27 protein-coding genes are annotated in these 24958 nt (G+C 73.3%); 11 read left to right on the top strand and 16 right to left on the bottom strand.

The genetic code is table 11. The annotated features are described in order from the left end of the window. Window positions 1-10: 10 nt before the first annotated feature. The 3 genes from ACZ42X_RS30850 to ACZ42X_RS30840 all read left to right on the top strand — a co-directional run bounded on the left by ACZ42X_RS30850 (window position 11) and on the right by ACZ42X_RS30840 (window position 1931). Window positions 11-205, top strand: coding sequence for a hypothetical protein (locus ACZ42X_RS30850; protein ID WP_361424982.1), 195 nt, complete (start codon window positions 11-13; stop codon window positions 203-205). A 173-nt stretch (window positions 206-378) separates the two neighbouring features. After that, window positions 379-1359, top strand: coding sequence for a TIGR03557 family F420-dependent LLM class oxidoreductase (locus tag ACZ42X_RS30845; protein WP_468296972.1), 981 nt, complete (start codon window positions 379-381; stop codon window positions 1357-1359). Between the two features lie 131 nt (window positions 1360-1490). Next, the gene (locus ACZ42X_RS30840) at window positions 1491-1931 is read left to right on the top strand and encodes a DUF2267 domain-containing protein (RefSeq protein WP_468296970.1); all 441 of its coding nucleotides are present in this window, start codon (window positions 1491-1493) and stop codon (window positions 1929-1931) included. Window positions 1932-1959: 28 nt separating this feature from the next. On the opposite strand, the gene ACZ42X_RS30835 is transcribed toward ACZ42X_RS30840, so the two are convergent. The 3 genes from ACZ42X_RS30835 to ACZ42X_RS30825 all read right to left on the bottom strand — a co-directional run bounded on the left by ACZ42X_RS30835 (window position 1960) and on the right by ACZ42X_RS30825 (window position 4919). Continuing rightward, complete coding sequence (locus ACZ42X_RS30835; RefSeq protein ID WP_468297058.1) at window positions 1960-3255, bottom strand: phytase; 1296 nt, start codon at window positions 3253-3255, stop codon at window positions 1960-1962. A 112-nt stretch (window positions 3256-3367) separates the two neighbouring features. Continuing rightward, the gene (locus ACZ42X_RS30830) at window positions 3368-3574 is read right to left on the bottom strand and encodes a hypothetical protein (RefSeq protein WP_468296967.1); all 207 of its coding nucleotides are present in this window, start codon (window positions 3572-3574) and stop codon (window positions 3368-3370) included. Between the two features lie 82 nt (window positions 3575-3656). Continuing rightward, on the bottom strand, window positions 3657-4919 hold the full coding sequence (locus tag ACZ42X_RS30825; RefSeq protein WP_468296964.1) for an MFS transporter: 1263 nt from the start codon (window positions 4917-4919) through the stop codon (window positions 3657-3659). Between the two features lie 132 nt (window positions 4920-5051). On the opposite strand from ACZ42X_RS30825, the gene ACZ42X_RS30820 reads away from it, so the two are divergent. Both ACZ42X_RS30820 and ACZ42X_RS30815 read left to right on the top strand, forming a co-directional pair. Next, a complete protein-coding gene (locus ACZ42X_RS30820) occupies window positions 5052-6152 on the top strand; it encodes a DNA polymerase III subunit beta family protein (RefSeq protein WP_468296963.1) in 1101 nt (366 codons plus the stop codon). Next, window positions 6149-6784 (top strand): hypothetical protein, encoded by a 636-nt coding sequence (locus tag ACZ42X_RS30815; RefSeq protein ID WP_468296960.1) that lies wholly within the window; start codon window positions 6149-6151, stop codon window positions 6782-6784. The genes ACZ42X_RS30820 and ACZ42X_RS30815 overlap by 4 nt, the downstream gene beginning before the upstream one ends. 66 nt (window positions 6785-6850) lie before the next feature. Here the strand turns inward: ACZ42X_RS30815 and ACZ42X_RS30810 are convergent, their stop codons facing one another. Then, window positions 6851-7903 carry a glucose 1-dehydrogenase gene (locus ACZ42X_RS30810; protein ID WP_468296957.1) on the bottom strand — a complete coding sequence of 351 codons (1053 nt, stop codon included), beginning with the start codon at window positions 7901-7903 and terminating at the stop codon, window positions 6851-6853. A gap of 270 nt (window positions 7904-8173) precedes the next feature. Then, window positions 8174-9079 (bottom strand): SGNH/GDSL hydrolase family protein, encoded by a 906-nt coding sequence (locus tag ACZ42X_RS30805; RefSeq protein WP_468296954.1) that lies wholly within the window; start codon window positions 9077-9079, stop codon window positions 8174-8176. 319 nt (window positions 9080-9398) lie between these two features. Between ACZ42X_RS30805 and ACZ42X_RS30800 the strand changes: the two genes are divergently transcribed. Continuing rightward, a complete protein-coding gene (locus ACZ42X_RS30800) occupies window positions 9399-9791 on the top strand; it encodes a hypothetical protein (protein ID WP_468296951.1) in 393 nt (130 codons plus the stop codon). Window positions 9792-9877: 86 nt separating this feature from the next. Continuing rightward, window positions 9878-10798, top strand: coding sequence for an aminoglycoside phosphotransferase family protein (locus ACZ42X_RS30795; RefSeq protein ID WP_468296948.1), 921 nt, complete (start codon window positions 9878-9880; stop codon window positions 10796-10798). 25 nt (window positions 10799-10823) lie between these two features. Here ACZ42X_RS30795 and ACZ42X_RS30790 read toward each other — a convergent pair whose 3' ends face one another. The 8 genes from ACZ42X_RS30790 to ACZ42X_RS30755 all read right to left on the bottom strand — a co-directional run bounded on the left by ACZ42X_RS30790 (window position 10824) and on the right by ACZ42X_RS30755 (window position 17543). After that, window positions 10824-11525 (bottom strand): SMI1/KNR4 family protein, encoded by a 702-nt coding sequence (locus ACZ42X_RS30790; RefSeq protein ID WP_468296945.1) that lies wholly within the window; start codon window positions 11523-11525, stop codon window positions 10824-10826. Further along, a complete protein-coding gene (locus tag ACZ42X_RS30785) occupies window positions 11518-12189 on the bottom strand; it encodes an HAD family hydrolase (RefSeq protein ID WP_468296942.1) in 672 nt (223 codons plus the stop codon). The genes ACZ42X_RS30790 and ACZ42X_RS30785 overlap by 8 nt, the downstream gene beginning before the upstream one ends. Next, entirely contained in the window at window positions 12186-12758 is a 573-nt protein-coding gene (locus ACZ42X_RS30780) for a nucleotide triphosphate diphosphatase NUDT15 (RefSeq protein ID WP_468296939.1), read from the bottom strand. The genes ACZ42X_RS30785 and ACZ42X_RS30780 overlap by 4 nt, the downstream gene beginning before the upstream one ends. A 56-nt stretch (window positions 12759-12814) precedes the next feature. Beyond that, window positions 12815-13222: a hypothetical protein gene (locus ACZ42X_RS30775; protein WP_468296937.1), complete on the bottom strand. Its 408-nt coding sequence runs from the start codon at window positions 13220-13222 to the stop codon at window positions 12815-12817. Window positions 13223-13277: 55 nt separating this feature from the next. Continuing rightward, window positions 13278-14282, bottom strand: coding sequence for a metallophosphoesterase family protein (locus tag ACZ42X_RS30770; protein ID WP_468296934.1), 1005 nt, complete (start codon window positions 14280-14282; stop codon window positions 13278-13280). A gap of 80 nt (window positions 14283-14362) precedes the next feature. Then, window positions 14363-15925, bottom strand: a complete 1563-nt coding sequence (locus ACZ42X_RS30765; protein ID WP_468296932.1) for an alpha/beta fold hydrolase — start codon at window positions 15923-15925, stop codon at window positions 14363-14365. A 176-nt stretch (window positions 15926-16101) separates the two neighbouring features. Continuing rightward, the gene (locus tag ACZ42X_RS30760; RefSeq protein WP_468296929.1) at window positions 16102-16338 is read right to left on the bottom strand and encodes a ferredoxin; all 237 of its coding nucleotides are present in this window, start codon (window positions 16336-16338) and stop codon (window positions 16102-16104) included. Beyond that, entirely contained in the window at window positions 16335-17543 is a 1209-nt protein-coding gene (locus ACZ42X_RS30755; protein ID WP_468296926.1) for a cytochrome P450, read from the bottom strand. The genes ACZ42X_RS30760 and ACZ42X_RS30755 overlap by 4 nt, the downstream gene beginning before the upstream one ends. 183 nt (window positions 17544-17726) lie before the next feature. Here ACZ42X_RS30755 and ACZ42X_RS30750 point away from each other — a divergent pair, with 183 nt between their 5' ends. Together ACZ42X_RS30750 and ACZ42X_RS30745 are read left to right on the top strand one after the other, a co-directional pair. Next, window positions 17727-18404, top strand: coding sequence for a GbsR/MarR family transcriptional regulator (locus tag ACZ42X_RS30750; protein ID WP_468296923.1), 678 nt, complete (start codon window positions 17727-17729; stop codon window positions 18402-18404). A 79-nt stretch (window positions 18405-18483) separates the two neighbouring features. Further along, the gene (locus ACZ42X_RS30745; RefSeq protein WP_468296920.1) at window positions 18484-19356 is read left to right on the top strand and encodes a GNAT family N-acetyltransferase; all 873 of its coding nucleotides are present in this window, start codon (window positions 18484-18486) and stop codon (window positions 19354-19356) included. 35 nt (window positions 19357-19391) lie between these two features. On the opposite strand, the gene ACZ42X_RS30740 is transcribed toward ACZ42X_RS30745, so the two are convergent. Together ACZ42X_RS30740 and ACZ42X_RS30735 are read right to left on the bottom strand one after the other, a co-directional pair. Further along, window positions 19392-19802, bottom strand: a complete 411-nt coding sequence (locus ACZ42X_RS30740) for a hypothetical protein (RefSeq protein ID WP_468296917.1) — start codon at window positions 19800-19802, stop codon at window positions 19392-19394. A gap of 9 nt (window positions 19803-19811) precedes the next feature. Next, window positions 19812-22136 carry a hypothetical protein gene (locus ACZ42X_RS30735; protein ID WP_468296914.1) on the bottom strand — a complete coding sequence of 775 codons (2325 nt, stop codon included), beginning with the start codon at window positions 22134-22136 and terminating at the stop codon, window positions 19812-19814. A 172-nt stretch (window positions 22137-22308) separates the two neighbouring features. On the opposite strand from ACZ42X_RS30735, the gene ACZ42X_RS30730 reads away from it, so the two are divergent. Together ACZ42X_RS30730 and ACZ42X_RS30725 are read left to right on the top strand one after the other, a co-directional pair. Further along, window positions 22309-22704, top strand: a complete 396-nt coding sequence (locus ACZ42X_RS30730; RefSeq protein ID WP_468296912.1) for a GNAT family N-acetyltransferase — start codon at window positions 22309-22311, stop codon at window positions 22702-22704. A 61-nt stretch (window positions 22705-22765) separates the two neighbouring features. Next, the gene (locus ACZ42X_RS30725) at window positions 22766-23965 is read left to right on the top strand and encodes a hypothetical protein (protein ID WP_468296909.1); all 1200 of its coding nucleotides are present in this window, start codon (window positions 22766-22768) and stop codon (window positions 23963-23965) included. Between the two features lie 22 nt (window positions 23966-23987). On the opposite strand, the gene ACZ42X_RS30720 is transcribed toward ACZ42X_RS30725, so the two are convergent. Then, on the bottom strand, window positions 23988-24926 hold the full coding sequence (locus ACZ42X_RS30720; protein ID WP_468296906.1) for an AraC family transcriptional regulator: 939 nt from the start codon (window positions 24924-24926) through the stop codon (window positions 23988-23990). Between the last annotated feature and the right edge of the window lie 32 nt (window positions 24927-24958).

Below are 24958 nucleotides of genomic sequence, written 5' to 3'. Positions count from 1 at the left end.
GTATTTCGACATGGACTCCGCTGTACTGGGCGATGCCCCGATCTACGACAGGCTGATAGCGGAAAGAGGAGACGTCCCCACCGACGTCCGCCGCGTCGCCGAGGAGACCCTCACGCAGGTGGGCCGCGCGATGGACTTCAGCGGGCTGGGCGGGCGCCAGGCGTACACGCCCCGCATGCCCTTCCCGCCCGCGCCGACGGGCTGACGCGCGACGGGCTGACGGCCGGCGGGCCGACCCTCGGCGTACGGAGGTCCCGGCGGGCTGCACAACGGTGCGGACCGCCCTCACCCCCGCCCCGACCGCGCTCCGCCCCGCCCTCACCCGTTCGGGCTCCCCGTCCTGTTACGGCCGTGCCCGGCGGGGTACCCCTCAGCCCCATGGAGATCGGTTACAAGCTCGCGGCAGAGTCCTTCGGACCCGGTGAACTGGTCAGGCAGGCGGTCCTGGCGGAGGAGGCGGGGTTCGACTTCGTCGAGATCAGCGACCACTTCCATCCCTGGCTGGACAACCAGGGGCACTCGCCGTTCGCCTGGACGGTGCTGGGCGCCATCGCGGCCCGGACCAGCCGGATCGGGCTGGCGACCGGTGTCACCTGCCCGACCGTGCGCTACCACCCCGCGATCATCGCGCAGGCGGCCGCGACCCTCGCGGTCCTGTCGGAGGGCCGCTTCGTCCTCGGCGTCGGCTCCGGTGAGCGGCTCAACGAGCACGTCGTCGGCACCGGCTTCCCCGACGCCGTCAGCACCCGCCACGAGCTGCTCCGCGAGGCCCTGGAGATCATCCGCCTGCTGTGGCGCGGCGGCTACCGCTCGTACGAGGGCAAGCACCTGCGCCTCGCCGACGCCCGCGTCTTCGACCTGCCCGCCGAGCCGCCCCTCATCGCCGTCGCCGCGAGCGGCGCGGCCTCCACCCGGATCGCCGCCGAACTCGGGGACGGCCTCTTCGCCACCGAACCCAAGGCCGACATCGTCCGCCAGTACCGTGAGGCGGGCGGCAGCGGCCCGCGGTACGCGGAGGTCCCGATGGCGTGGGCCCCCGACGAGCACACCGCGGCCCGCGCCGCGCTGGAGACCTCCCGGTGGGCGGTGACGGGGTGGAAGGTGATGAGCGAGCTGCCCAACCCCGTCAACTTCGACGCCGCCACGACGACCGTGCGCGAGGAGGACATCCTCGGCCAGTTCGCCTGCGGAAGCGACCCCGAGCGCTACGTGGAGGTGGCGCAGGGTTTCGTCGACGCGGGCTTCGACCGCCTGGTCATGCAGAACGCGGGCCCCGACCCGGACGGTTTCATCGACTTCTACCGCAGCGAACTCGATCTGCGGATGCGTCAGCTGAAGGCCGACGGGGAAGCCGGCTGAACGCGGCCTGATGCGGGGCCTGCACGTCGACGGTGAGTCGAGGGTTGTCAACTTTCTGGTGGGCGAGCTATATAGAAAGCCGTAGGGCATCCCACGCAGTGAGGAAGACGAGAAAGGCGACTCGCACAGCCATGCTCACCACGGTCCCGGCCCCGCGGTCCAACGCGCCCCTGTCGTACGACGAGTTGGTCGACCTCGTGAAGCGCAACGGCCTGTACGCCACACGGGCGCAGGCGGACGCCATCACGCGCAGCGTGCTGGCGGAGCTCGGCCGCCAGGTGACCGGAGACGAGAGAGTGGAGCTCGCGCAGCGGCTCCCCGCCGAAGCGGCGCGCGAGTTCGCCTCACAGATCCCCGCGACCACGGCCGTGTCCGGATTCGGTTTCGTCCAGCAGATCGCCGCCCGCACCGGCGCCGGCCTGGGCGCCGCCCGCTGGGACACCGGCTCGGTGCTCCGCGCCGTCGCCCGCCTCGTCGGCCCGGAACTCCTCGACCGCCTGCTGACACGGCTCCCCGACGGTTACGCCCTGCTGTTCGGCCAGGCGCAGCTGACCCGTCCCCAGGCCGCCTGAGAGCGGGCAAGGGGACGGGCCGGGCCGGTCAGTCCTCCACGGCGTCCAGCACGTCACCGAGGTCCACGAACGTGAAGCCGGTGGCCGCGCGGTCGCCGTCGCCCGGGGTGTCGTGCCCGTCCTGGACGACGAGGAGCCCGCGCGGGTACCGCGTGCCCAGCGGGGCGTTGAGCACGGCGGCGCCGTCGCACTCCTCCGACCCGTCCAGGACGGAGGACGCGGCCGTGACGCGGAAGCCGCCTTCGTACTCGTTGGCGTCCGCCACCTCACGGTCGTAGAGGGCGAAGGTGTCGTCGCCCTGGCTGGAGGCGAGGAGGTAGCCGTCGCCGTCCGGCTCGGTGAGCAGGGTCAGTCCCTCGACATCGGCCGACAGCCGCGAGCCGCCGAACCCGGGATCGGCCCCCGCCACGCACTCGTCGCTCGGCTCGTCGTATACCGCCGGCACGCCGTACTCGCGTACGCGGTCGATCAGCCGCGGCGCCGTGGTGAGGTCGGCGCTCAGGCGCCAGATGCCGACGTCCTCCTGACCGGCGTACAGCACGCCGTTGGCCGGGTCGACCACCATGCCCTCGACCTGAGGCAGTTCGCCCGGCTCGGCGCACGGGGACCAGGTCGACCCGTCGGGGAGCCGGAAGGCGGAGGGCAGGTCCACGGTCCGGACCTTGCGGTAGCCCACCGTGCCGTCGGCGCCGGCCGTCAGCTCCAGGAGCGCGATGCTCGTGCGCTCGCGGCGGCTGACGAGGGCGTACGAGCGGCCGGTCGCGCGGTCGGTCCAGGTGGCCAGGCCGTACGCGGTCCGCTGCTCCTCGATCTCGCTCTCGTCGGCGGAGAAGACGGGCGGCGCGGCGGGGTCGGTGACGTCGACGAGCGGACCGCCGGGCGCACCGGGCCGGATGCGGTAGACGCGCAGCCGGTCGTTGCCGCGGTCGGTGGTGACGGCGACGTCGGCGCGCCCGGTGGGCAGCCGCAGGCCGTGGACGAGGTCGACGTTGTTGAACCGGCCGCCGGGCGGTGTCGCGAGGGACTGCACGGGGCGGGCGTCGAGGTCGTAGACCCGCAGGCCGCCCTCCTTGGCGGTGCCGATGACCAGGCTGCGGCCGGGATCGGCGGCGTTGCGCCAGATGGCGGGGTCGTCCGCGTCGGCGTTGCCGCCCGCTTCGTCGTCGTACAGGGTGGGCGTCTCCGCCCTGGGGGTGACGGACGGCAGCGCCTCGGCGCCGCCACCGCCCGCCTGCGCGGGCGCGGCGGTGGCGGCCAGCGACGCCAGCGCCGCGAGCGTGGCGACCGATGCGAGGACGGCCGGGTGGGTACGACGGACCCTGATCACGCATGGACTCCTTCATGCCGGGGACATGACACCTTCGGCCGGGAGCATGGTCGGCCCCCGCGTCGCCGGCTCGTCTTCCGCCCGTGAAGGAGGTGTACGGCGCGTGAACCTACGCGTCCGGCGCGTCGCCCTCGGCCTCTCCCGGCGCCGCCTCGCCGTCGAGGCTCGTGGTGGCCGACTCCAGCGGGCCGAGGAGGTCCGGGGTACTCAACCCGCCGCCGCCGGGCGCGGCTTGGGCGGAGGGAGCGGGGCTGAGGGCGGCGACCGCCGCTCCGACGGCGAGGGACGCGACGGCGAGCATGCTGCGCTTCTTCATGCCCTGTTCAACCGCGAAACCCCGCCCGGCGTCACGACCGACCCGCCCTCGTACGGATGTGCTGGTGGTGCCGCGGCCGGTCTCACGGCGCCGGATCGCGCGCGTCGTACCGCGCGAACCCGCGCCAGCGCAGCGCCAGCAGCCCCACCGCCACCACGCAGGCGACGCCGCCGCCCGTCACGGCGAGCGCGGGTGTGGTCAGGTCGGCCACCGACCCCGCGACGAAGTCACCGAGCCGCGGGCCGCCCGCGACGACGACGAGGAACACGCCCTGCAGACGCCCGCGCATGTCGTCGGGCACCGCCGCCTGGAGCATGGTGTTGCGGAAGACCATGCTGACCGTGTCCGAGAACCCGGCGAGCGCGAGGAAGAGCACGCCCAGCCACAGCTCGCGCGTCAGCCCGAAGACCGCGACGGCCGTCCCCCACGAGGCCACCGCGAGGAGCACCGCGAGCCCGTGCCGCCGGATCCGGCCCTGCCACCCCGAGAACACCCCGCCGAGAAGCGCCCCGAACGCGGGCGCGGCCACGAGCAGCCCGGTGGTGCGCGCGTCACCGCCGTACCAGAGGACGGCGACGGCCGGCAGCAGGGCCCGGGGGTGGGCGAGGATCATCGCGCAGAGGTCCGAGAAGAACGTCATCCGCAGGTTGGGCCGGGTACCGAGGAAGCGGAGCCCGTCGAGGACGGAGGCCCGTCGGGCGCCGTCCTCGCCGCCCTTCCGGTCCGGGAGCATGGCGGGCAGTCGCCACATCGCGTACAGGGCGGCGCCGAAGGTGACGGTGTCCACCAGGTAAGCGGCCTCGTACCCCCACAGGCCGACGATGAAGCCGCCCAGCATGGGCCCGACCAGTGTGCCGGACGTCATCGTCATCGAGCTGAGCGCGTTGGCGGCCGGCAGCTGCTCGGGCGGCAGCAGCCTCGGGATCATGGAGCTGCGGGCGGGCCCGTTCAGCGCCTGGCAGACCGCTTGCAGCGCGACGATCCCGTACAGGAACCAGACGTGGTGGAACCCGGCGAGCGTGGCTGCGGTGAGTGCCGCGGACAGCACGGCCGAGCCGGTGGCGCTGCCGAGTCCGAGCTTGCGCCGGTCCATCGTGTCGGCGGCGGCGCCGCCGTACAGGCCGAAGAACAGCAGCGGTACGAGGGAGAACAGGCCGACCAGGCCGACCGAGAAGGTGGAGCCGGTGATGTCGTACACCTGGAGGGAGATCGCCAGGGTCGTCATGCCCTGACCGACCCAGGAGACGGTGTTGCCGAACCACAGACGCCGGAAGTGCGCCGAGGACCGCAGGGGGGTCAGGTCGGCCAGTATCCGGCGGCGTACGGCGGTGGGTGCCGCGGTCACGGCCGGTCCGCCGCGCGGCCGGAGAGGCGTACGGGCGCGGAACCATGTGCGTGGTGCGTGCATCTGCGCATCGGCATGGGCAGCAGCATAGGGTTTGACCTTCAAGCCGCTTGAACGCCCACACTCGCAGGCATGGACGACAACGACGGTTCCGACGACAACGACGGCCTGCTGAGCATCGGCGCCTTCGCGCGCAGAGTGGGACTCGCACCGAGCGCGCTGCGGTTCTACGACGACTGCGGCGTACTGCGCCCGGCCCGGGTCGACGAGGTGACGGGTTACCGCTACTACGCGCCCGGCCAGGAGCCCCGCGCGTCGCTGATGCGGCGCCTGCGGGAGGCCGGGGTACCGCTCACCGACGCCTCGCTGGTGCTCGACGGCCCTCCGGAGGAGGCGCGCGCGGTGCTCGAGGCGCATGCGCGGAAGGCGCGGGAGGCGGCCGACGCGGCCCGGTCGGTGATCGGGGAGGTTCTCGGCGGCCCGGGGGACAGCGCCGCCGGCACGCGGACCCGGGCGCGTATCGGGGGAGCGGAACTGGCCAGCGCGGTACGGCAGGTGGCGCCCGCCGTCGCCGGCGCGGCCCTGCGCGAGGAGTTCCCCGCCCTCGGCTGCGTCCTCGTCGAACTCGACGGCCAGGAGGTACGGCTGGTGGCCACGGACCGCTACCGGCTGGCCGTCCGGACGCTGCGGCCGCTCGCGATCGAGGGCGGGCCCCGGCACCTCCTGATCGACGCCCGCGACATGAGGGAGCTGGCGTCCTGGGCCGTACGCCGGTCCGAGATCGTGATCGAGGCCGACGGCGGAGGCGGCGCACGCCTCACGGGCGACGGCCACACCCGGGCCGTGACGCCCGTCGGCGGGACCTTCCCCGACTACCGCCTGGTCCTGGACGGGCTGCCGACGCCCCGGACCCGGATCATCGCGGACCGGACCGCCCTGCGCGCGGAACTCGCCACCACCGGGGAAGGCGGCCCCGTCACGCTGTCCACCGAGGACCAGCACCTCCTGCTGTCCCGCCCCGGCGCGGCACCCGTACCCCAGCGCGCCATCCGCACCGGGGAGCCGCCGCGCGTCTCCTTCGACCCCGAGGTGCTGCTCGCGGCGCTCGACGCCGGGGTCGGCCCCGACGTGCTCCTGGAGGTCACCTCACCCTCGGAGCCGGTCGTGGTCCGCTCCGCCGACCAGGGAAGCTTCACCACGCTTGTGATGCCCGTCAGAGAGGAGGCGGCGTGAACGCCGAGAACCCCGTCGTCCAGTTGTGCGCCCAGGGCATGCGGGCCGAGGCCGAGGGCCGGGAGAGCGACGCGCTCGCCCTGTTCCGGCGCGCGTGGCAGAGCGCCGCCGACGACTACGAGGCCTGCGTCGCCGCCCACTACCTGGCCCGCCATCAGCCGACGCCCGAGGAGACGCTGCACTGGAACCAGGAGTGCCTCGACCGCGCCGACCGGGTGGCAGACGACCGCGTCAAGGGCTTCTACGCCTCCCTCCACCTGAACATGGCCAAGGCCCACCGGGACCTCCACCACCCCGACCGGGCCCGCCGGCACTACGAGCGCGCCGCCGCACACCTCGGCGACCTGCCGCCCGGTCCGTACGCCGACGCGATCCGCTACGCGGCCGCCGCCGGCCTGCGCCCCCCGGACACCGCCGCCGACGGCCCCCTGCCGGACCTCATCTCCCGCTGGTGTACCCGCGGCGACCTCAAGGCCCTGGCGCTGGTCCTCCCGCCCCACCTCGGCGACCTCGGCACCCCCGAGGACCGGACACGGCTGGCCACGGCGCTGCGCATGGTCCAGGCCGGCCGCTGGCTGCCGCACGACGAACAGCACCTGCTGGCCCAGGCCCTCGCCGCACTGCCGGTCTGAGACCGACGGCCGACCGGCCCACCGCCCGGCCCACGGCCCGGCCCGGCGCCCAGGGCGGGAAGGGGCTCAGCCCGTCAGGTCGATGACGACCTTGATGTCGTCGTCCTGCGCGGCGAACGCCTCCTCGGCCCGCTCCAGCGGCACCCGCCGGGTGATCGTGCGCTCCAGCCAGCCCCGGTCCGCCTTGGCGAGTGCGTCGGCGGCGTGGCGGTAATGGCGCAGGTTGGCGTTGACGGAGCCCACGACCACGTCGTTCTCCAGCACCAGCTCCCGGTTGATGGCGCCCGCGTCGACGGACAACTGCCGCCCCTGGGGCGACACGCCCGTCAGGCACACGATGCCGTACGTGGCCGTCCCGGCCATCGCGTCGAAGACCAGGTGCCCGGCCCCGGTCGCCTCGATCACCACGTCGGGACGTACGGAGGAGGTCACCCGGTCGATGTCCTCGCTGTGGTACGTCGCCCCGAGCCCGGCCACCAGGTCCGGCTTCGGCCCGGACGTCACCCGGTCGAGGACGTGTACCTCCAGTCCGCGCTGTACGCCGAGGAGCGCGGCCAGCAGTCCGATCGGCCCGGCCCCCGTCACCAGGGCGCGCCGCGGTTCGAACCACGCCCGGCCGCCCACGCGCTCCACCTGCTCCCACGCCTTGGCGACCACGGTGGTCGGCTCCAGCAGCACGCCGACCTCCTCCAGGCCGGGGTCGAGCCTGACCGCGTAGTCGCTCTCCACGGTCCAGGACTCGCTGCCGTACCCGTGGCGCTCCTTGATGCCGCGCTCGGTGTAGCGGCCGTTGCGGCACATGTCGAACTCGCCGTGGGCGCAGGCCCCGCACGGCTCCGGGTCGGGGCGGCGCACCACGCCGACCACCAGGTCGCCCGCCTCGAACCCGCTGCCCGGCGGAGCCTCGCGTACCCGCCCCAGCGACTCGTGCCCCAGCACCAGCCGCTCCTCGCCCGGTGGAGCCCACCCGTACGCGCCGGCCAGGATCTCCTTGTCCGTGCCGCAGACCCCCATCGCCAGCCCCTGCACCAGCAGCTCGCCACGGCCCGGCACCGGCTCGGGGACGTCCCTCACCTCCAGGGACCGGGTGGACGAGGGACGGACGGTGACTGCGCGCATCGGCTTCTCCCTGGGCGTGCGGAACTCGGGGGCAGCGGCCGGGCGCACGCGGCAGCTGCACCACGCCCGGCCTATCGCGGGTACCCGACCAAAGGGTGCCAAACAGCCGAAACGGACCGCAGGGCGCGTCGGATACGCCCCCGCTACCCGTCACCCGTCATCCGCCGGCCCGCCGGCCCGCCGGCCCGCCGGCCCGCCGGCCCGCCGGCCCGCCGATCCGCCGGCTCACCGGGACTGCGCGAGCCGGCGGAAGCCGTGGAGCCGGGGGGATCAGTCGACGGCGGCGAGAACCGCGTCGGCCATGGCCTGCTCACCGGCGGCGTTGGGGTGGAACGGAGCGGCGGCGTTCGTGTTGAGCGGCTCCATCCAGCGGGTCCCGGCCGGCTTGCACGCGTCATGGCCTATGGACTTGGTGTACGTGTCGACGTAGACCGCGCCGTGCGCGGCGGCCTGCGCGGCGATCATGCTGTTGAGGCGCTTGTGGGTGTCGCGCAGCCACGGGGCGTCGCCCTTGGCGATGGAGACCACCGACGGGCAGTTGGTGCCGTCGTCCGGCAGGATCGCGGGGTAGCCCGTGATCAGGATCCTCGCCTGCGGGGAGCGCTCGCGGATGCCCTGGATGGCGGCGGCGATCTTGGGGGCGGTGGCGTTGATGGTCTGGGCCAGTCGGTCGGTTCCGGTCCAGGTGTAGCTGGTCTTGCAGGGGGAGCCCGACATGTTGAACAGGCCCAAGCTCACGCAGCGGACGATGATGTTGGCGAAGCCGATGTCGTTGCCGCCCACGGTGAGGGTGACCAGGTCGGTGTCGGCGCTGAGCGCGTCGAACTGCGGGGGTGCGGAGGCGTGCTGCGCCGAAGTCAGGTGCACGGTGGTGGCACCGCCGCAAGTGACGTCCTTGTGGGCGGCGGGCGTCAGCGCGGCGTTCAGCAGCGCGGGGTAGTTGCGGCTGGAGCGCGTGCAGGTGGAGTCGGTCTGGTCCGGTACGCCGGCTCCCGAGGCGTACGAATCGCCCAGGGCGACATAGCGGTTGACCGCGGCCTCCTCGGCGGCGGCGGGGCTCGCGCCGGCCCCGGCCGCGGTGGCGAGCGCGGCCACGGTGGCCGTGAGGGTGAGGACGGCCCGGGTGCCGGTACGGCCGGGGGTGCGGGTACGGCGGCTCGACGGAACTGATCGCATGACGGTGCCTCTCAAGTGGGGAGGGAGCGCCTGCCGTTGGCGGTCGGGACGGTTCGGCGAGGCGCACGGCGTCATGGAGGCGAGGCGGGCCCGTCCGCCTGCCCCATGACACCGCGAGGGCACTGCGCGCGCAGTTACTGATCAGTTGTACTGGCACGTAATATGAGGTCGGAGTGACGGCCCGTCAAGGGATCTCGCAGGAAGTGGTTCAATCGGATACTTGTCTGCCCGAGGCCCTCGTCGGTGAGCTCTCCGATGCGGCGCTCGAACATCGGCAAGCGGCCCCACCCCGCGGCCGTCAGCTCCTACGGTGACGGGTATGAGCACCGACGACGTCCATCCCGATGACGACATCGATCCCGATGACGAGTGGCCCCTGCCTCCCGCCTGGATGTTCGAGTGCGCGGACTGTGTCCGCATCTACGGAGCGATGAAACGCACCCTGGCGGAGATCGACATCCTCAGCCTCACCGTGGAACCCGGCGTGGACTACGACCCGTTCGACAGCGGCCCGGGTTCACAGATCCGTCTCGCACACCATCTGGCGACCGCACACCGGGAGTTGCTGCCCGACTGGCTCGGTGGCTGCGCGCGCTGCGCCGATCACCAGCGATGGCTCGCCCGGAAGGGCACGACCGGTTACGAGTTGGTCGCCGCCGAGCACCGGGCCGCTCATGTCTTCATTCCGCCGAGCAGAGTCGGCCTCTTCTAGTGCCCGAGAGGCCGAGGGCCCGAGAAACCCGGCCCCGGCTGCCCCACCCCCGCACCTCACCCCCGCACCCACCCCTGGAGGAACCCATGTGTGCCGCGACGATGCACGCGGACGAGCCCGGCACCGACGAGGCGCTCGTACACCGGCTGATCACCGCGCGGTTTCCGCAGTGGGCAGGGCTGCCGGTCGCGCCGGTCGCCTCGGCGGGTACGTCCAACGCCATGTACCGGCTGGGCGAGGACATGGTCGTCCGGCTGCCGCGCACGGCGGGGGCGGCCGGTGATGTGGCGAGGGAGCACACGTGGCTGCCGCGGCTGGGCCCGGAGCTCCCCGTACCCATCCCCGTACCGCTGGGCAAGGGGCGCCCCGCCGAGGGCTATCCGTGGCCGTGGTCCGTCTACCGCTGGCTCGACGGCGAGAACCCCGCCCCCGGGCGGCTCGCCGCACCGGACGCCTTCGCCCGCGACCTGGCGGAGTTCGCCGCCGTGCTGCACGGCCTCGACACCGTCGGCGGCCCCGCCTCGTACCGCAGCGAACCGCTGGCCGCGAGGGACACCGAGACCCGCGCTGCGATCGCGCACCTGCACGGAACCCTGGGCCCCGACGCGGCGCACGGCGCGACCGGCGTATGGGACGCGGCTCTACGCGCCCCCGCCCGGTCCGGCCCGCCGGTCTGGATCCACGCCGACCTCCAGCCGGGCAACCTGCTGACCGTCGACGGCCGGCTCAGCGCCGTCATCGACTTCGGGTGCCTGGGCCTCGGGGATCCCGCCGTCGACCTGATCGCCGCCTGGTACGTCCTGCCGGCCGAGGCCCGCGGCACGTTCCGGGACGCCGTCCGGGCCGACGACGCCTCCTGGGCCCGGGGGCGCGGCTGGGCGCTGTCCACCGCGCTCCTCGAGCTGCGGTACTACCGGGACACGAACCCGGCCATGGCGGCGATCGCACGGCACGTCATCCATGAGGTCCTTGCCGATCAGGAGCGCGCCGGGGTGTCGCCCGTGTGATCGCGCTCCCGCCGGGGACCTCTCCTCACCCCTCCAGCCAGTCTCCCGGGACTGCCTCCCGCAGCCCCTCCAGCGCCGCCTCCGTACGCGCCCGGGCATACAGGAAGGAGCCCTCGACCTCCCGTATCAGGACGTCCTCGCCGACGAACCAGCGCGTCCCGCGACCCACGGGCGGCAGTTCTCGGAACTGCCGCTCCACCTCCTCGCTGTCCTGCTCCGCGGGCTCCAGGTAGTCGGAGAACCCGTCCGGGAACAGGACCACTTCCGCCATGACCATCTCGACGCACGCGGCGGTCAGGCTGAAATCCCAGGGCTCCCAGCGCTCCCGCGACGCGTCCGCCAGGTCGGCCCGGATCACCGTGCCGGGGTCGTCGCCGTCGAGCTCGTCCAGGAGGACGCCCCAGCAGGCAGCGCCCTGGTTCTCCACCCGGTACACGAGCGCGCCGTCGGCGACGTACAACTCCTCGGGTGCCAGCAGCGTGTCGTGGTTGCTGGTGAGGTCCCCGCGACGCCCGAAACGCAGGTACGTCTCCCGGAGCGCCGCCGGCAGGCGCAGGCCCAGGCCCAGGCGCTGCTCGGCGGCCGCCACCTCCGCCGGGCTCCAGCCGTCGCCGGGGCGCAGCGGCTGCTGCCAGTACGCGGCGAAGCCGGCGATGAACGGCCAGGCCTCCGCAGGGTCGCGCAGCGCACCGGTCAGCCCGGCGTGGATGTCGAACGTCTCAGTCATGCCCGCACCCTACGGCCACGCACTGACAACGCCCGATGGCGCTCCTGGCGGTGCGGTACGCCTCGCGCAGGTCGTCACCGTCGTACCGGTAGTGGGCGAGACGGCGCAGGGCGCCGTCGGCGTTGACGGCCACGGTGTGGGTGAGCTCGCGGAACAGGGGTATGTCGGAGCCCGAGTCGCCGTACGCGACGCAGGAGTCGCGGTCGAGCCCGAGCGCCGTACGGATGCGGTCCATGACGAGGACCTTGTCGGCGGGGGTGAGGATCCGCGCCGGGTCGGGTGCCGCGCGCAACGGCAGCGGCGGGAAACCGGAGGCGACGACCTCGTCCACGCCGAGCGCCGTCAGGCGGCCGGCGAAGAAGTCGGGGGACATGGTGATGACGGCACTGTGCTCACCGCGCTCGTGGATGTCCGCGACCACCTCCGCCAGCCCGCCGATCCAGGGAGCGCCGGCGAACACGTCCGCCACCGTCTCGGCGGCCAGCTCCCGCCACAGCACGCACAGTTCGGACGCGAACCCGCGCGTGTCCACGGCTCCCGCCGCGAAGGCCGCCTCCAGCCGGACCAGCTCCGGCAGGCAGCCCAGGCGGCGGGCGATCTCCAGGCTGGCGGTGGTGCCGCGCAGCAGGGTGCCGTCCATGTCGAACACGTGCAGGCGGCTCAACGCCCCGCCCCCGGGCCGCCCGGGCCGTCCGGGGCGGCCTGCGCGGCCGCCGGGTACAGGGCCCAGCCGTCCGGGGGGGGCCGGTTCAGCCAGGCGGCGAGCAGCGCCGCGCTCGGCGGGAACAGCGGCGCGGGCAGATCCTCGGGCCGGGCCCAGACCCACCGGTCCAAGACCTCCGGCTCGCATACGGAGGCGACGGCGTCCTCGCCCGCGACCCGGGCCAGCACACCCGCCGTCATGTGGACGCGGTCGCCCTCGGTGTGCAGGGCCATGGCGAACACCCGCGCGCCGCCCGCCCCCGTGATGCCGCTCTCCTCGACGGTCTCCCGGAGGGCGGCCTGCTCGAAGCTCTCCCCGGCCTCCACGTGACCTCCGGGCAGACACCACGAGGCGGGCTCGCCCTGCTTGATCCGGTGCCCGATCAGCACGGCGCCGTCGGGCCGCAGCAGTACGGCTCCGACCCCGACGACCGGCCGGGGAGGCTGCGCGGAGGCGCCCGTCACCGCCGCGGATCCGTCGCGGCGCACCTCACCCGAACCGCCTCCGCCCACGCGCCCTGTGCGCCCCATCGTTCCCCTCATGTGCCCGCTGAGCCACCCTCGTCATGGGGTGGCCCCTCAACCTACTAAAGGCCCGGCTCCGGGCTCTGCCGCAGTACGTCCCGCAGCTCATCGAGGCTCGGAGACCGGGGCTCGGGTATGGGGCGTCCGATGTCGGACGGCCAACCGGGGCGGAAGCGGGCGACGAACTCCGCGAAGTCCCGTCGCAGGTACCGGGGATCGGACGGCTTCAGCCGGACCTGCCGACGGTCGTCGGCCCACCAGATTTGGAACGTGGTGACGGTCCCCTCCGCCGGCCAGTGCTCACTCTTCTCCGGCAGCAACACGAAGTCGACGAAGCCTCCGACGCCCAGGCCGATGTCCACGAAGATCCCGATCGCGCCGGGCTGGGGCACCCTCACCACCGTGCCCTCGAAGACCTGACCGAAGCGCAGGCCCCGCCGTATCTCCGCCCACTCGTCCTCTGTCACCACGACCGCATCATCGCACCCTCGTCCGGATCACTGGGGGGTCGCGTACCGGGTGGGTTCAGTCGGGCAGGCCGTCCAGTACCAGCCCCAGCGCGGCTGCCAGTTCGATCGTCCGGCCCGGTGTCGGGCACTGCCTGGCCAGACTGGTCTGGTCGAGGCGGCCGTTACGGGCTTGGAAGAGAACCTTCGCAGCAGGATGCCGGCGCATCGCGTCCGGGGTGAGCCCGTCGGCGACTCGATGCGCTGCGGCGACCAGGGTGGGGAACGTCGCCTGCAGACCCGCGGCCCACCCCCGGAGTGCCTCCAGCCACCGGTATACCGCTGGGTCGGAGGTGGAGGAGAACCGCTCTGCCGCCTCAGCCAGCTCCCGCCAGGTGGCGTCGTGCCAGGGCCTGGCCTTCAGAACGGGCAACTGCCACTGGCGCTTGACCGCCGACCAGTGGTCCGCTCGCGCCTGCACCGAGTGGACCGTGAAGCCCGGGAGACACAGGGCGGTCAGGTTCCAGCCGTGGCAGGCACCGGTGTCGAGACCGAAGATCCTGCCGTCGCGAATCAGCGGTTCCCGGCCGGTGACGTGATGGCCGAACACCACCGGCTTGGCATCGGTGTAGTGCTCGTGCCACGAGCCGTCCGGGAACAGCGCCGTGAGCTCGCGTTCACCCCTCGTCGAGCCACAGAGGATCTCCTCCCGCTGGTCGGCCAGAGGAATGCCGGACAGCATCGCGGCGTGGACGACACGGACGTGCTCGTTCTCGAAGTAGTACGGCAGAGTGCGCATCCAGTCGACCGTTTCGGCGTACTGGTCGCCCAGTTGCAAGCGCGTGATCTCCTGCGCGTAGGAGAGGATGCCGCGTACGTGCTTGCGCTCATGGTTGCCCATCACCACGACCGAGTTCGGGCGCTCACGGAAAAGCCTGACCACCGCACCGGGCGCCGGACCGCGGTCGACCAGATCACCGACGCTGACCAGCAGGTCGTCCGGCTGGATGTCGACCTCGTCGAGCAGTTCGAGCAACTCGTCGAAGCAGCCGTGGATGTCGCCGATGATGACCGTACGCCGCATGCGGACGATGCTAGGGAGGCGGCGGTGCGGCGAACAAAGGGTTTTGCGCGCCGAGACGGCTCCCGTGGCGCACTCATCGGCTAACGGTGCCCGAGCGCCGGAGCACCGGCCCGCAGCGGAAGCGTCAGGTGCGACGGGGTCAGGGACATGCGGGCGCCCGGCGGGTTGTGCTGCCGGTAGAGGGGGTCCGTGGTGTCGACCACCAGACTGAGCCGGTTGCCGGCGGGAACGTCGTACGCCGTCGCCCCCATCTCCAACTCCACGGTGAACGGCACCCCGGGGACGCGGTCGCGGAAGGTGAACGGTACGTGGCTGATCAGCCGCCCGATCCCGAGAGGTTCCACCTCGTAGAGGTAGGCGAACAGCGTTCCCCGGGCAGCGCCGGGTGTGACCGACAGGGTCAGCGAGGGCGTCCCGCGTACCGCCAGGGGGGTGGGCCGGCCGGGGAGCAGGTCCCAGACGGCCGCGCCCGCGCCCGGCAGCAGCGGCATGACGACCGGCTGCGGCAGGCCGTGCTTGTCCAGGGTGGGGGACAGGCCCGGCAGGCCCGCTTCCGCACCGGTGAGCACGCCCGTGCGGACGACGGCGGTACGCGGCACCAGCGGCCGCAGGGCCGGCCGCCGACCGGTCATGGCCTGCCAGTCGGCGTAGCCCTCGTCGCCGTGCCCGAGGCGGGGCCGTACGAGCAGCGGCCGGGGTTCGCGAGCGGTGGCCTTCTGGTCCCGGACGTAGGTGTCGAGCCATCGCTGCGCGCGCCGGCACGGGGCGAGCCGGAGATTGAGGCCGCAGTACACCAGCGGTTCGACATGGTCGCCCGGCCGCAGCTCCAGGTGTTTGGGGCCTTGCAGGGAAGTGAAGAAGCGGACCATCTGGGCGGGAGGGGCGACGAGCATGTCCCCCCAGTTGTGCACCAGGAAGACCGCGGGGCGGTGCGCGTTGAGCGCCTTCAGGTGGTGCCGCGGTGACCGCTCCTGCGCCCACGCCCGCATGGCCGCGGTGGCGGACCCGGTGAGCGCCTCCCGTGCGTACGCCGTCAGCTCGGGCGACGGACGCCCCAGCAGGCGGGCGGAGGCCGCAAGGATGGCGACCTTGGCCCGTTCCTCCGTCGTTCGCCCGAGCAGTGCCTCCTCCAGGTCCGCCCAGCCACCGATCGCGGCCACCGCGTCGATCCGCGGATCGGCGGCGGCACCCAGGAGGCCGATCCCCGCTCCGTAGGAGTAGCCGAGGACGCCGATGCGCTCGGGGTCGACCGCCTGACTGCGTACGGCCCAGTCGATGACGGCCGACAGATCGCGGACATCGCGGGGCCCTGCCGTGTCGATGGTGCCGGTGGACGCGCCCCACCCCCGTGGGGAGTACGCCACCACGAGATACCCGGCGTCGGCGTAGTGGCGGGCCTCAAGGAGGTAGGGGAGCCTGCCGGCGATCCACGTCCCGGGCATCACCAACAGCGGCGGCCGCGCCCCCCGGGCTCGTACGGTGTGGGCCGGGGCGTACACCATGGCGTCGAGGGTCACCCCGGGCTCGGTCGCGATGCGTTGCACGGGCGGCAGCGGAACGACCGCCCGGGCGGTGGCCCGGGGCGCCGCAGGCGGCGTCGCGGACCAGGCCAGCCCGAGGGCGACGGCCACGGCCACGGCCACCGCGCAACGGCGGCGGCGTCGTCGGTGAGACGGGGAGCCCGCGCGAGGCGGCTGCAGGGACAGGGGCAGGGGCATGGGGCGGCATCCGTCATCAGTGCGTACGTGCGTACGTGCGTGCACGCGTGTCCGGTCGGTGTGGGGCCTGCGCGCTGGTGAACGACCGCACACGCCGATGGTCACCGCGCCGTCCCGCGGCCTTTGGACTCCGGCTCGTGGAACGCGAGCGCCCTGGCGGGGCAGAGACCGGCGGCCATCCGCGCCGCCGCGCGGTGGGCGGTGGGCGGCTCGGCGTCCAGCAGGATGACGAGGCCGTCGTCGGGATCCTGGTCGAAGACCTCGGGGGCGGTCAGCACGCACATCCCCGCGCCGATGCAGCGCTCACGGTCGACGCGCACGTGCGCCGCCGGACTCACCGCGACCCCTCCTCGTCCCAGGTGACCGGAAGGCTCTTCACCCCGGCGATGTCCGCCGTCTGGGGGCGCAGGACCACCTCGTCGGCTGGTACGGCCAGGCGCAGCGTCGGGAAGCGGTCGACCAGCGCGCGGAACGCGACCCGCATCTCGACGCGGGCCAACTGCTGCCCGAGGCACTGGTGGATGCCGTGACTGAAGGCCACATGCCCGCCGTACGGCCTGTGGAGGTCGAGCACATGCGGATCGGTGAAGCGCTGCGGGTCGCGGTTGGCGGCGTGCAACGACAGGACCACCGTCGTGCCGGCCTCAATGGTGTGGCCGCCCAGCTCGACGTCCTCCAGCGCCGTCCTCATGAACGTCTTGGCGACGCTCAGGTACCGCAGCAGTTCTTCCACGGCCCCGTCGGTGAGCGCGGGATCGTCGCGCAGCGCGGCCAGTTGCTCCGGGTTCTGCAGCAACGCGAACGTGCCGAGCGCCAGCATGTTCGCGGTGGTGTCGAACCCGGCCGCCAGCAGGATCAGGCTGATTCCCTTCAGCTCCTCATCGGTCAGGTCGGTCCCGGTGAGTTCGCTGAGCACGTCGTCGGTGGGGTGCGCCCGCTTGGCGGCCACCAGCTCCGCCAGGTACTCCTGTGTCGCGGTGTAGGCCGCTATCAGCTCCTCGTCGCTCGCCTCCCCGCCCATGAACGTGTCGATCTGCTCCTGGAACGAACCCCGGTCCTCGTACGGGACCCCCAGGAGATCGCAGATCACCATGGTGGGGATGGGCTTGGCGAACGCGGTCACCAGGTCCGTCGGCGGCCCGGTCTCGGCCATGGCGTCCAGGCATTCGGCGGTGATCTGCTCGATGCGCTCGGTAAGCAGGCGCATCCGCCGTACGGTGAACTTGCCCACCAGCGGCTTGCGGTAGCGCCCGTGCCGGGGCTCGTCCATGAGGAGGAACTCGCCCGGCGGCGCCGGAGGAAGCTCGAAGTCGACGACGTTCATGAGCTCCTTGCGCGAGCTGAACCGCGAGTCGGCCAGGACCTGCCTGACCAGGTCGTAACCGGTGATCACCCAGCCGGGTTTCGCGGCGGGGCCGGGGTGGGTGTAGCGGCTGATGGAGCCGTGCCGGTGAGCGTCGGTCAGCTCCGCGGGCGGGTCGAAGGGGCAGCCGGGGGGACGCGCCGTCGGCAGGGTCGTGACGGTGTGGAGGGACTCATCCATGGCCATTCCTCAAGTCGCGATATGACGTGTTTGGTGTTGCCTGAAAGCTATGGCGCCTTCGTGTGACCGTCAATCGGCCAGTGAGCATAACTCCAGGTCAGCACAGGCAAATTGATGCAAGGTGCTGGCGTCGAATGCAACGCCACGTTGCAATGGACGCTCGGTGAAGGCGATACTCGCGACATGCCAGGAGGACGACTGACCCAGCAGGACCGCCAGCGCATCGCGGCCGGACTCGCCGACGGACTCTCGTACGCCGAGATCGCCAGGCGGCTCGACCGCTCCGCCTCGACGATCAGCCGGGAGATCGGACGCAACGGCGGCCCCGGCGACTACCGGCCCCAGCACGCCCAGCGGGCCACGGCCCGGCGGGCGCGGCGCGGCACGCCGGCACTCGCGCGGGCGGCCCGCCCGCGGGGCGGCGGCCCGATGGAAGAGGAGATCATCCAACTGGCGGTCAGGTCGGGCATGTCGAGGATGACGGCGCGCGTGCACGTCGACCTGCTCCTGTCCGAGGACGGCAGACGCACCGCGGCCGAACTGACCCGCAGACTGGGCGTCAGCCCGGCCTCCGTCTCCGTGGCCGTCAACTTCCTGGTCCAGCACGGCTTCGTCCGGCGCGAGCGCGATCCGCGGCGGCGGCGCGACGTCTACGTGGTCGACGACGAGGCCTGGTACCACTCCATCGAGGTCAGCGCGCGCCAGACGCTCCAGGTGGCCCAGGCCGCGATGGCTGCGGCGGAGACGCTCGGCCCCGACGAGCCCGTGGGACGGCGGCTGTCCAAGGGCGGGAGGTTCCTGGAGCGGGTCGTCCTCGACATGCAGGACTCGGCCGACCGGTGGCGCGCCCTTCTGGTGTGATGGCTCCGCGATGGCCCGAGGCCGTGGTGTGCCTCGCCCGCGCCTTGCCCTCATCCGGCCCCGGCGGGGATCATGCGGCATGCGCCCGGATCACTGGCACCTCACCGAAGACGTCGACGCATTCCTCGCCCACGCCGGGGCATTCCTGCGCTCGCGCCCCGTCCCGCACATCATGCCGCTGACCGTGATCGCGAGGCTGCGCGCCCGCGGTGCGGACGCCCACGGTGCGGACGCCCACGGTGCGCAAGCCACCCTCTTCGGCCACCTCGAGCGGACGGGCGAGGTCCTCGCGACCCTTCACCGCCTTCCCGCCCGCGGCCTGGGCCTCACCCCCCTCACCCCCGAGCAGGCCGACGGCCTCGCCGCCCACCTGGCCGCCCTCGGGCACTCCCTGCCCTACGTCAGCGCGGACGACGGCACCGCGACGGCCTTCGCGGAGGCCTGGCGGCGGCACACAGGAGCGGAGCCGGTTCCGCGCGTCCGGTTGTGCCTGTACCGGCTCGGCACGCTCACCCCGCCCACGCCGTTTCCGGCGGGCCGGGGCCGGCTTGCGGGGGAGCGCGACCATGACCGGCTCATGCGCTGGTGCGCCGAGTTCGCCGCGGACGTCGGAGAGGACGTCTCGATCGACGCCGCCTCCTGGGCCGGCACGCGCTTCGCCGACAAGCGCTACACGTTCTGGGAGACCCCGGACGGCACGCCCGTCTCCATGGCGGGCGCCAACCCGATGGTCGCCGGCATGATCCAGGTCGACCCCGTCTACACCCCGGCCCACCTGCGCGGCCGCGGCTACGCGGGCGCCGTGACGGTCGAGGTGAGCCGGGCCGCGCTGGCCGCGGGCGCCGAGGAGGTCGTGCTGTTCACGAACGCGGCCAACCCCACCAGCAACGCCCTCTACCAGCGCCTCGGGTACCTCCCGGTCACCGACTGGACCGTGTACGACTTCACCTGAGCCGACCGAAAGCCGACCGAACCGGCCGGTCGGGCTCAGAACGACTGGAACGCCCGGGTGAGTTCGGTGACGGCCGCCGCCAGGGGAGCCGCGGGCTGGGCGAAGAGCGCGAGCCGTTCCAGTGCCCGCCGTACGACCCCGGGCTCGGGGGCGTCCTCGTCGAGCTCCTCGCGCAGTCTGCGCAGCTCGGCCCGGGGCGACTCCTGGTCCGGCAGGGCGGCCCTGTGCTCGTCCAGCAGGCGTTCGACGAGCAGCAGCAGGGCGTCCACCTGGGCGCGCTGGTCCGTTCCGGGCGGCTGGATGGAGACGTGCCCGGCGACGGCCCGCGCGTGCGGGCCCACCGCCTGGTTGGCGACCTGGCTCTGACCGCCGTACTGCTGCACACCGAAGTTGAGCACGCGGGACGGCTCGTCGGGGGAGGGGGACTGGGGGGCTTGACCGGACACGTGCCTCTCCTATCGCTGGGCGGGGCCGCCGGACCGCGCCGGGTTCCCGGCCGTAGGTGCGGCTGTGGCCGTGGCCGACTCGGCGGTCGCCTGGGCGCCCGGGCCCACGGCCTGGTTTCCCACCACGCTGACGCCGCCCGTCTGCAGGACACCGTGGTTGAGGATCGTCTGCGTCTGGGTACGGAAGTCGGCCGTGTCCACGCCGTGTTCGTCCAGGAAGTCCCGGACGGCCGCGAGGGCATGCCGGTCCAGCGCGTTCAGCACGCGCTGCGCGTCACCGAACTGGAAGTGGTGGAAGTACTCCGGGCCCTGCACCTCCTCGCGGACGCTCACGCGGGCGCCCCGGTCGTAAGCGGGGTCGTCGTCCGCCGCCATCTGCTCGTGAAGCAGTCGGCGGGCCCGGCGGCGCTCCGCGAGGACGTCCGCCAGCCAGGACCGGGGCGCGCCCCACAGCGCCGGGCCGGTACGCCCCAGCGCCTTGACCGCCAGCGCCAGACGCGCGTCGTCGGGGCTGCGCAGAAGCACGTCGACCGCGTGCAGATCGCGCCGTACGGGCCCGAGGACGAAGCGCTCGCAGCGCAGGTGGAGCGTCCTGCCCACCACCGCCACGTGCAGGAAGTGGCTGGGCACGACCTCGCCGCCCCACAGGGGGAGGTGCGCCGCCAGGCAGTGGCGGGCCACCCCCTCGGGGTGCGTGGCGATGCGCTCCAGCTCCTCGGCGGGAAGCCGGGTGACGGGCGCGCGCAGCGGGTCGGGCAGGAAGGGCCCGTCCTCGGTGAGTTCCCGCCCACTGACGAACACCCGGTCCTCCACGGCGAGCCCCGCGAGGCGCGCGTCGTGCGTGAGGGCGCCCGGCCCCCGGTCGTCGTGCCGCCGGGCCGGGCCGGGGACGACGGGCAGGCCGCCCGCCGCCTCGCGCAGCCGGTGACGCAGCCGCTCCACCACGTCCCAGGCGGTGAAGTCGGCGACGGCCGCCGGCGGTTCGTCGCGTCCCGCTCCGGGCGCGGGCTCGGCCGGCAGCAGCGGCAGGGACAAGGTCCACTGCGACTCCTGCCTGCCGTACCCGATGAACGGCGAGAAGCCGCTGTAGCACGTGACGTTGCCGCGCTGGGCCTCGGCCACCGCCGCGATCCGCTCCGCCGCCCACGGCTCCACCGCCCCCGGTCGCGGCAGGGCCTCCGGGTCGAAGGCGTCACGCCGCAGCGCACCACGCAGCCGCGCGTCGACGTCCGCCTCCTCGGCGGTGACGGTACGCAGCGCGAGTACGCCGCCCACGATGACGGCGACGAGCGACGGGATGCCCCACGAGTAGCCGCCGACGAGCCACTTCACCAGGCCGGGGAGCGGCAGGGACGACAACCACGTACCCACCAGCACGCCCACCAGGAGGAGGGCGACCGCCGTGCCGGCGAGCCGCCACACGGCGCCGGACGCGTACGGCAGTTCCCGTCCGCGTACCGCATGCTGCCGTGCCCGCGGCCGGGACGCCGACCCCAGGGCCCCGAAGGCCACCCGTGCGAAGAGCAACCACAGAGGACCGAACAGCGCGATGACACCGAAGGCCACGGTCAGCTCGCGGTCCCGCTGCCGGCGCAGCCGCCGGGCGGTGAGGCTGTGCCGGGCGACCGGCACCAGATCGACCCCGGGCGACACGGCGATCGCGCCGAGCCCGTCCCCCAGCACGTCCTCCACCACACGGCGGGCGAAGGCCGGGTCCGTGTACGCGGCGGCACACAGGTAGCGCGTGGCGTCCCTCGGCCCGGCGCCGGTCGCGACGGCATCGGGGACGTCCGGGGATACGTGCGTCATGGCGGTGCTCCGTTCACGGAGTGCGCGCGGTGCGCGGATACGTGATGCCGTACGGCCCCGGGCCTGCGCAGCCGTGTACGTACCCGCGTACAGGAACGCGATCAGGAGGCCCAGCAGTACGCCGAAGACCAGACCGTCGACGAGGAAGGTGACGAGGATGCCGTCGGCGTCCCGGCCGTAGGCGAGGAACACGCCGGGCCCGGCGTTCGCGACCACGGTCCAGGACACCACCATGCTCAGGACCGAGAGGAGCACCCCCGCCCCCAGCGCGGCGGCCCACCGTACGCCCGTCGCGGGAGCTCGGCCGACCAGCCGGGGAACGACGAGGACGACCCCGGCCAGCAGCGTCACGGTCCCCAGGTTGGCCGGCCAGCCCACCTCGCGGGCCACGGGGTCGGTTTCCGGCGACAGGTCCCACTGAGGGACGAACAGTGCCTGGTGGACCAGCGAGAGCACGTGGTTCTCCGGCCACGACGCGACGAGCGCCTCACGCGTCCAAGGGCCGCCCAGGACTATCAGAAACACGCAGAGGAAGACGATCCTCCCTCTGTCACCCGCACGTCCCACGGCACCCACCCCCGCCAGATCCGAGACTCCGTACTCTAGGAAGCGGGCGGCCGGGTGTCAGCCGAATGCGCGACAACTCCCGTGACGAGTACGGCGCGTCGCGCGGCAGGCACAGACGTACGATCGGGGCGTGACGATCACGTACGAGTGGCGGGGCGACGTCGACAACACCGCCCTCAACGCACTGCACGCCGACGGTTTCGGCCACCCCGTCGCACGGACCGAATGGCGGGACCGACTCCAGCGCCACAGCCTCGGCTGGGTCTGCGCACGGGAGGACGGCGCTCTGATCGGCTTCGTCAACGTCGCCTGGGACGGCGGGGTCCACGCCTTCCTGCTGGACACGGTCGTCGCCCGGCAGTTCCGGTCGAGGGGGGTCGGAGCCGCGCTCGTCGCGGCCGCGGCCGAAGGAGCCCGTGCCGCGAAGTGCGCGTGGCTGCACGTCGACTTCGAGGAGCACCTGCGTCCGTTCTACTTCGACGCCTGCGGCTTCACGGAGACGCGAGCGGGACTGATCGCCCTATGAGCGCGGTGGGCCCCGGCCCTCCGGTTGCTGTTCCTCCGAGCGGAGCCGATACGGTGCTGACGTGGTGATCAATGGGCACGATGGGGCAGGGACGGCGCTCGTCCTCGCGGCCTCACCCGTCGGCAAGGGACGTCTGATCGACGCGGTGAGCGTACTGCCGGCTCTCGCGGCGGTACCTCCGGCCGCGCTGACGGGAACGGCCGCGGCGACGCTCGTCGAACTCGCCGACCCACTCGAACCGCAGGCGGTGCTGACCCGTCTGCGCGCCGCCGTGGCCTCACCCGGGCCGCTGGCGCTCTACATCACCGGCCAGCTCCACCTGGACCACAAGCAGCGTCTGCCGCACTTCGCGCTCGCCCGTACGACACCCTCCACCCTGCGCTACACCGCACTGCCCTGGCACTGGATCGCCGGCGAGCTCAAGCTCCGCCGCCCCGGCACCACCGTGGTGGTCGTGGACCTGGTCGCCGACACGGCGGTGTGGGAGCGGCTGGCGGCGCGGCCGTCCGAGCTGGCGCTCGGCTACGGGATACGGGTCTACGGGCGCGTCGCGCCACCTCCGGACCGTCGTACGCTCGCGACGCCCGACTACCTGAGAGCCTGTACGTCGATCTGGCGCAGCGGAGCACGCCCGTCCCTCGCCGACCTGCACGCCCAGGCCGCGGTGCAGGCCGGTGCCGAGGGCGGCCTGCTGTTCGCCGCCGAGCTCCCGTCGGGCGCCGGGACGGCGCAGGGGCCCGCTGTGTCCCCGCAAGCGGCAGCCCCTGCAGCCCCGGTAGCGCACGTGACGCCCGTACCGCCCGTACCGCCCGCACCCGGCGGTACGCCGGACCCGCTGCCCGCGATCCTCGGCGCCGCGAAGGCCGGACGCCACGGAGAGGCCCAAGCCGCCGCTCAGGCGTGCGAGCACGAGGCCCTGCAGGCGTACGGGCCCGGCTCGCCGCAGGTCATCCACTGGCTGGAGGTCCGCGCCGACCTCGCCCGCCTCGCCCACGACGCGGCGCGAAGCTGCGAGCTGTGGATCGCCGCCGCCGAGGCCCGCCTCCAGCGCCAACAGGCCCCGGACCACCCGGACGTGGAAGGCGCCGTCGACCGCGCCCACCACCAGTGGGAACAGCTCCGCGACGCCCAGGCCGCCCGTGCGCTGGCCCCCGCCCTCGTCAGACTGCGCAGCCGGGTCCCGGGGCGGCAGCGCGGCGCCCTGCAGCTGCTGCGGCGCAGGGTCGAGGCCTTGCACACCCCGGCGCCCCCACCGCGGTAGCAGGCTCGCCCGACGACCCGCCCTAGGCGGCGCTGCGGGACTGGCGGCGGTAGCCACCCGGCGCCAGCCCGTACTCGCGCTTGAAGGCCTTCGCGAAGGCGTACTCGGAGCTGTATCCGGTGCGGGCGGCCACGGTCGTCAGAGGCACCTCCGACTCGCGCAGGAGGGTGGCGGCCGTGGTCATCCGCCAGCGCGTCAGGTACGTCATGGGCGGCTCGCCCACGAGTGCGGTGAACCGGCGGGCGAAGGCGGCCCGGGACAGGCCCGCGGAACGGGCGAGGGACTCGACGGTCCACTGGGCGTCGGGCTTCTCGTGGAGGGACGCGAGCGCCGGGGCGACGGCCGGGTCGGTGAGGGCCGCCGCCCAGCCCGTGGCCGTGGCCGCGGGCTGGGACTCGAACCAGGCGCGCAGGATGTAGAGCAGCAGCGATTCGATCAGCGCGGGCACGATGCCGGCGGAGCCGATGCGCGGGTTCTCCAGCTCGGCGGCGAGGAGGCCGACGGCCGCGCTGAGTTCGGGGTGGTGGCCGGGCCCGGTGGAGAGGTGCACGACCTCGGGGAGCTGGCGGACCAGCGGATGGGGACGGGCCTGGTCGAGGTGGTAGTTCCCGCACAGCAGGGTCGTACGGGGGCCGTCACCGCCGACGGTGACGGTACCGATGGGCCCGTCGGGGTGGAACTGGTCGGGGCGTTCCTCATGGGCGGGGGTGGAGGGATGGTCGGCGAGCGCGTGCCCGGGGCCGTTGCGCAGGAACACCACGTCGCCGGGGTTCAGGACGAACGGCTCCAGGCGCACCGTGTCGTCCATGGGGACCAGCCAGCACGTCCCGCGCAGGACCACGTGGAATCCTGCGCCCGCCGCCGGGGGCAGGCGCAGGCCCCACGGCGCCCGGCCCTCGGTCCGTACGGAGGTGGGGACCTGGGTCTTCATCGAGTTCAGGGCCTCCGTCAGCACGTCCATCGCACCGCACCTCCGCGTCTCTCTTCCCTCTT

Source organism: Streptomyces sp. NPDC030862 (genome assembly GCF_055571835.1).
This window is presented reverse-complemented; position numbering and strand designations above follow the sequence as displayed.

Excerpts from the sequence above, each read along its gene's own strand:
- ACZ42X_RS30850 (WP_361424982.1), top strand. The coding sequence starts at position 11 with ATGGACTCCGCTGTACTGGGCGATGCCCCGATCTACGACAGGCTGATA.
- ACZ42X_RS30845 (WP_468296972.1), top strand. The coding sequence starts at position 379 with ATGGAGATCGGTTACAAGCTCGCGGCAGAGTCCTTCGGACCCGGTGAA.
- ACZ42X_RS30840 (WP_468296970.1), top strand. The coding sequence starts at position 1,491 with ATGCTCACCACGGTCCCGGCCCCGCGGTCCAACGCGCCCCTGTCGTAC.
- ACZ42X_RS30830 (WP_468296967.1), bottom strand. The coding sequence starts at position 3,574 with ATGAAGAAGCGCAGCATGCTCGCCGTCGCGTCCCTCGCCGTCGGAGCG.
- ACZ42X_RS30820 (WP_468296963.1), top strand. The coding sequence starts at position 5,052 with ATGGACGACAACGACGGTTCCGACGACAACGACGGCCTGCTGAGCATC.
- ACZ42X_RS30810 (WP_468296957.1), bottom strand. The coding sequence starts at position 7,903 with ATGCGCGCAGTCACCGTCCGTCCCTCGTCCACCCGGTCCCTGGAGGTG.
- ACZ42X_RS30805 (WP_468296954.1), bottom strand. The coding sequence starts at position 9,079 with ATGCGATCAGTTCCGTCGAGCCGCCGTACCCGCACCCCCGGCCGTACC.
- ACZ42X_RS30800 (WP_468296951.1), top strand. The coding sequence starts at position 9,399 with ATGAGCACCGACGACGTCCATCCCGATGACGACATCGATCCCGATGAC.
- ACZ42X_RS30795 (WP_468296948.1), top strand. The coding sequence starts at position 9,878 with ATGTGTGCCGCGACGATGCACGCGGACGAGCCCGGCACCGACGAGGCG.
- ACZ42X_RS30790 (WP_468296945.1), bottom strand. The coding sequence starts at position 11,525 with ATGACTGAGACGTTCGACATCCACGCCGGGCTGACCGGTGCGCTGCGC.
- ACZ42X_RS30780 (WP_468296939.1), bottom strand. The coding sequence starts at position 12,758 with ATGGGGCGCACAGGGCGCGTGGGCGGAGGCGGTTCGGGTGAGGTGCGC.
- ACZ42X_RS30770 (WP_468296934.1), bottom strand. The coding sequence starts at position 14,282 with ATGCGGCGTACGGTCATCATCGGCGACATCCACGGCTGCTTCGACGAG.
- ACZ42X_RS30755 (WP_468296926.1), bottom strand. The coding sequence starts at position 17,543 with ATGGATGAGTCCCTCCACACCGTCACGACCCTGCCGACGGCGCGTCCC.
- ACZ42X_RS30750 (WP_468296923.1), top strand. The coding sequence starts at position 17,727 with ATGCCAGGAGGACGACTGACCCAGCAGGACCGCCAGCGCATCGCGGCC.
- ACZ42X_RS30745 (WP_468296920.1), top strand. The coding sequence starts at position 18,484 with ATGCGCCCGGATCACTGGCACCTCACCGAAGACGTCGACGCATTCCTC.
- ACZ42X_RS30720 (WP_468296906.1), bottom strand. The coding sequence starts at position 24,926 with ATGGACGTGCTGACGGAGGCCCTGAACTCGATGAAGACCCAGGTCCCC.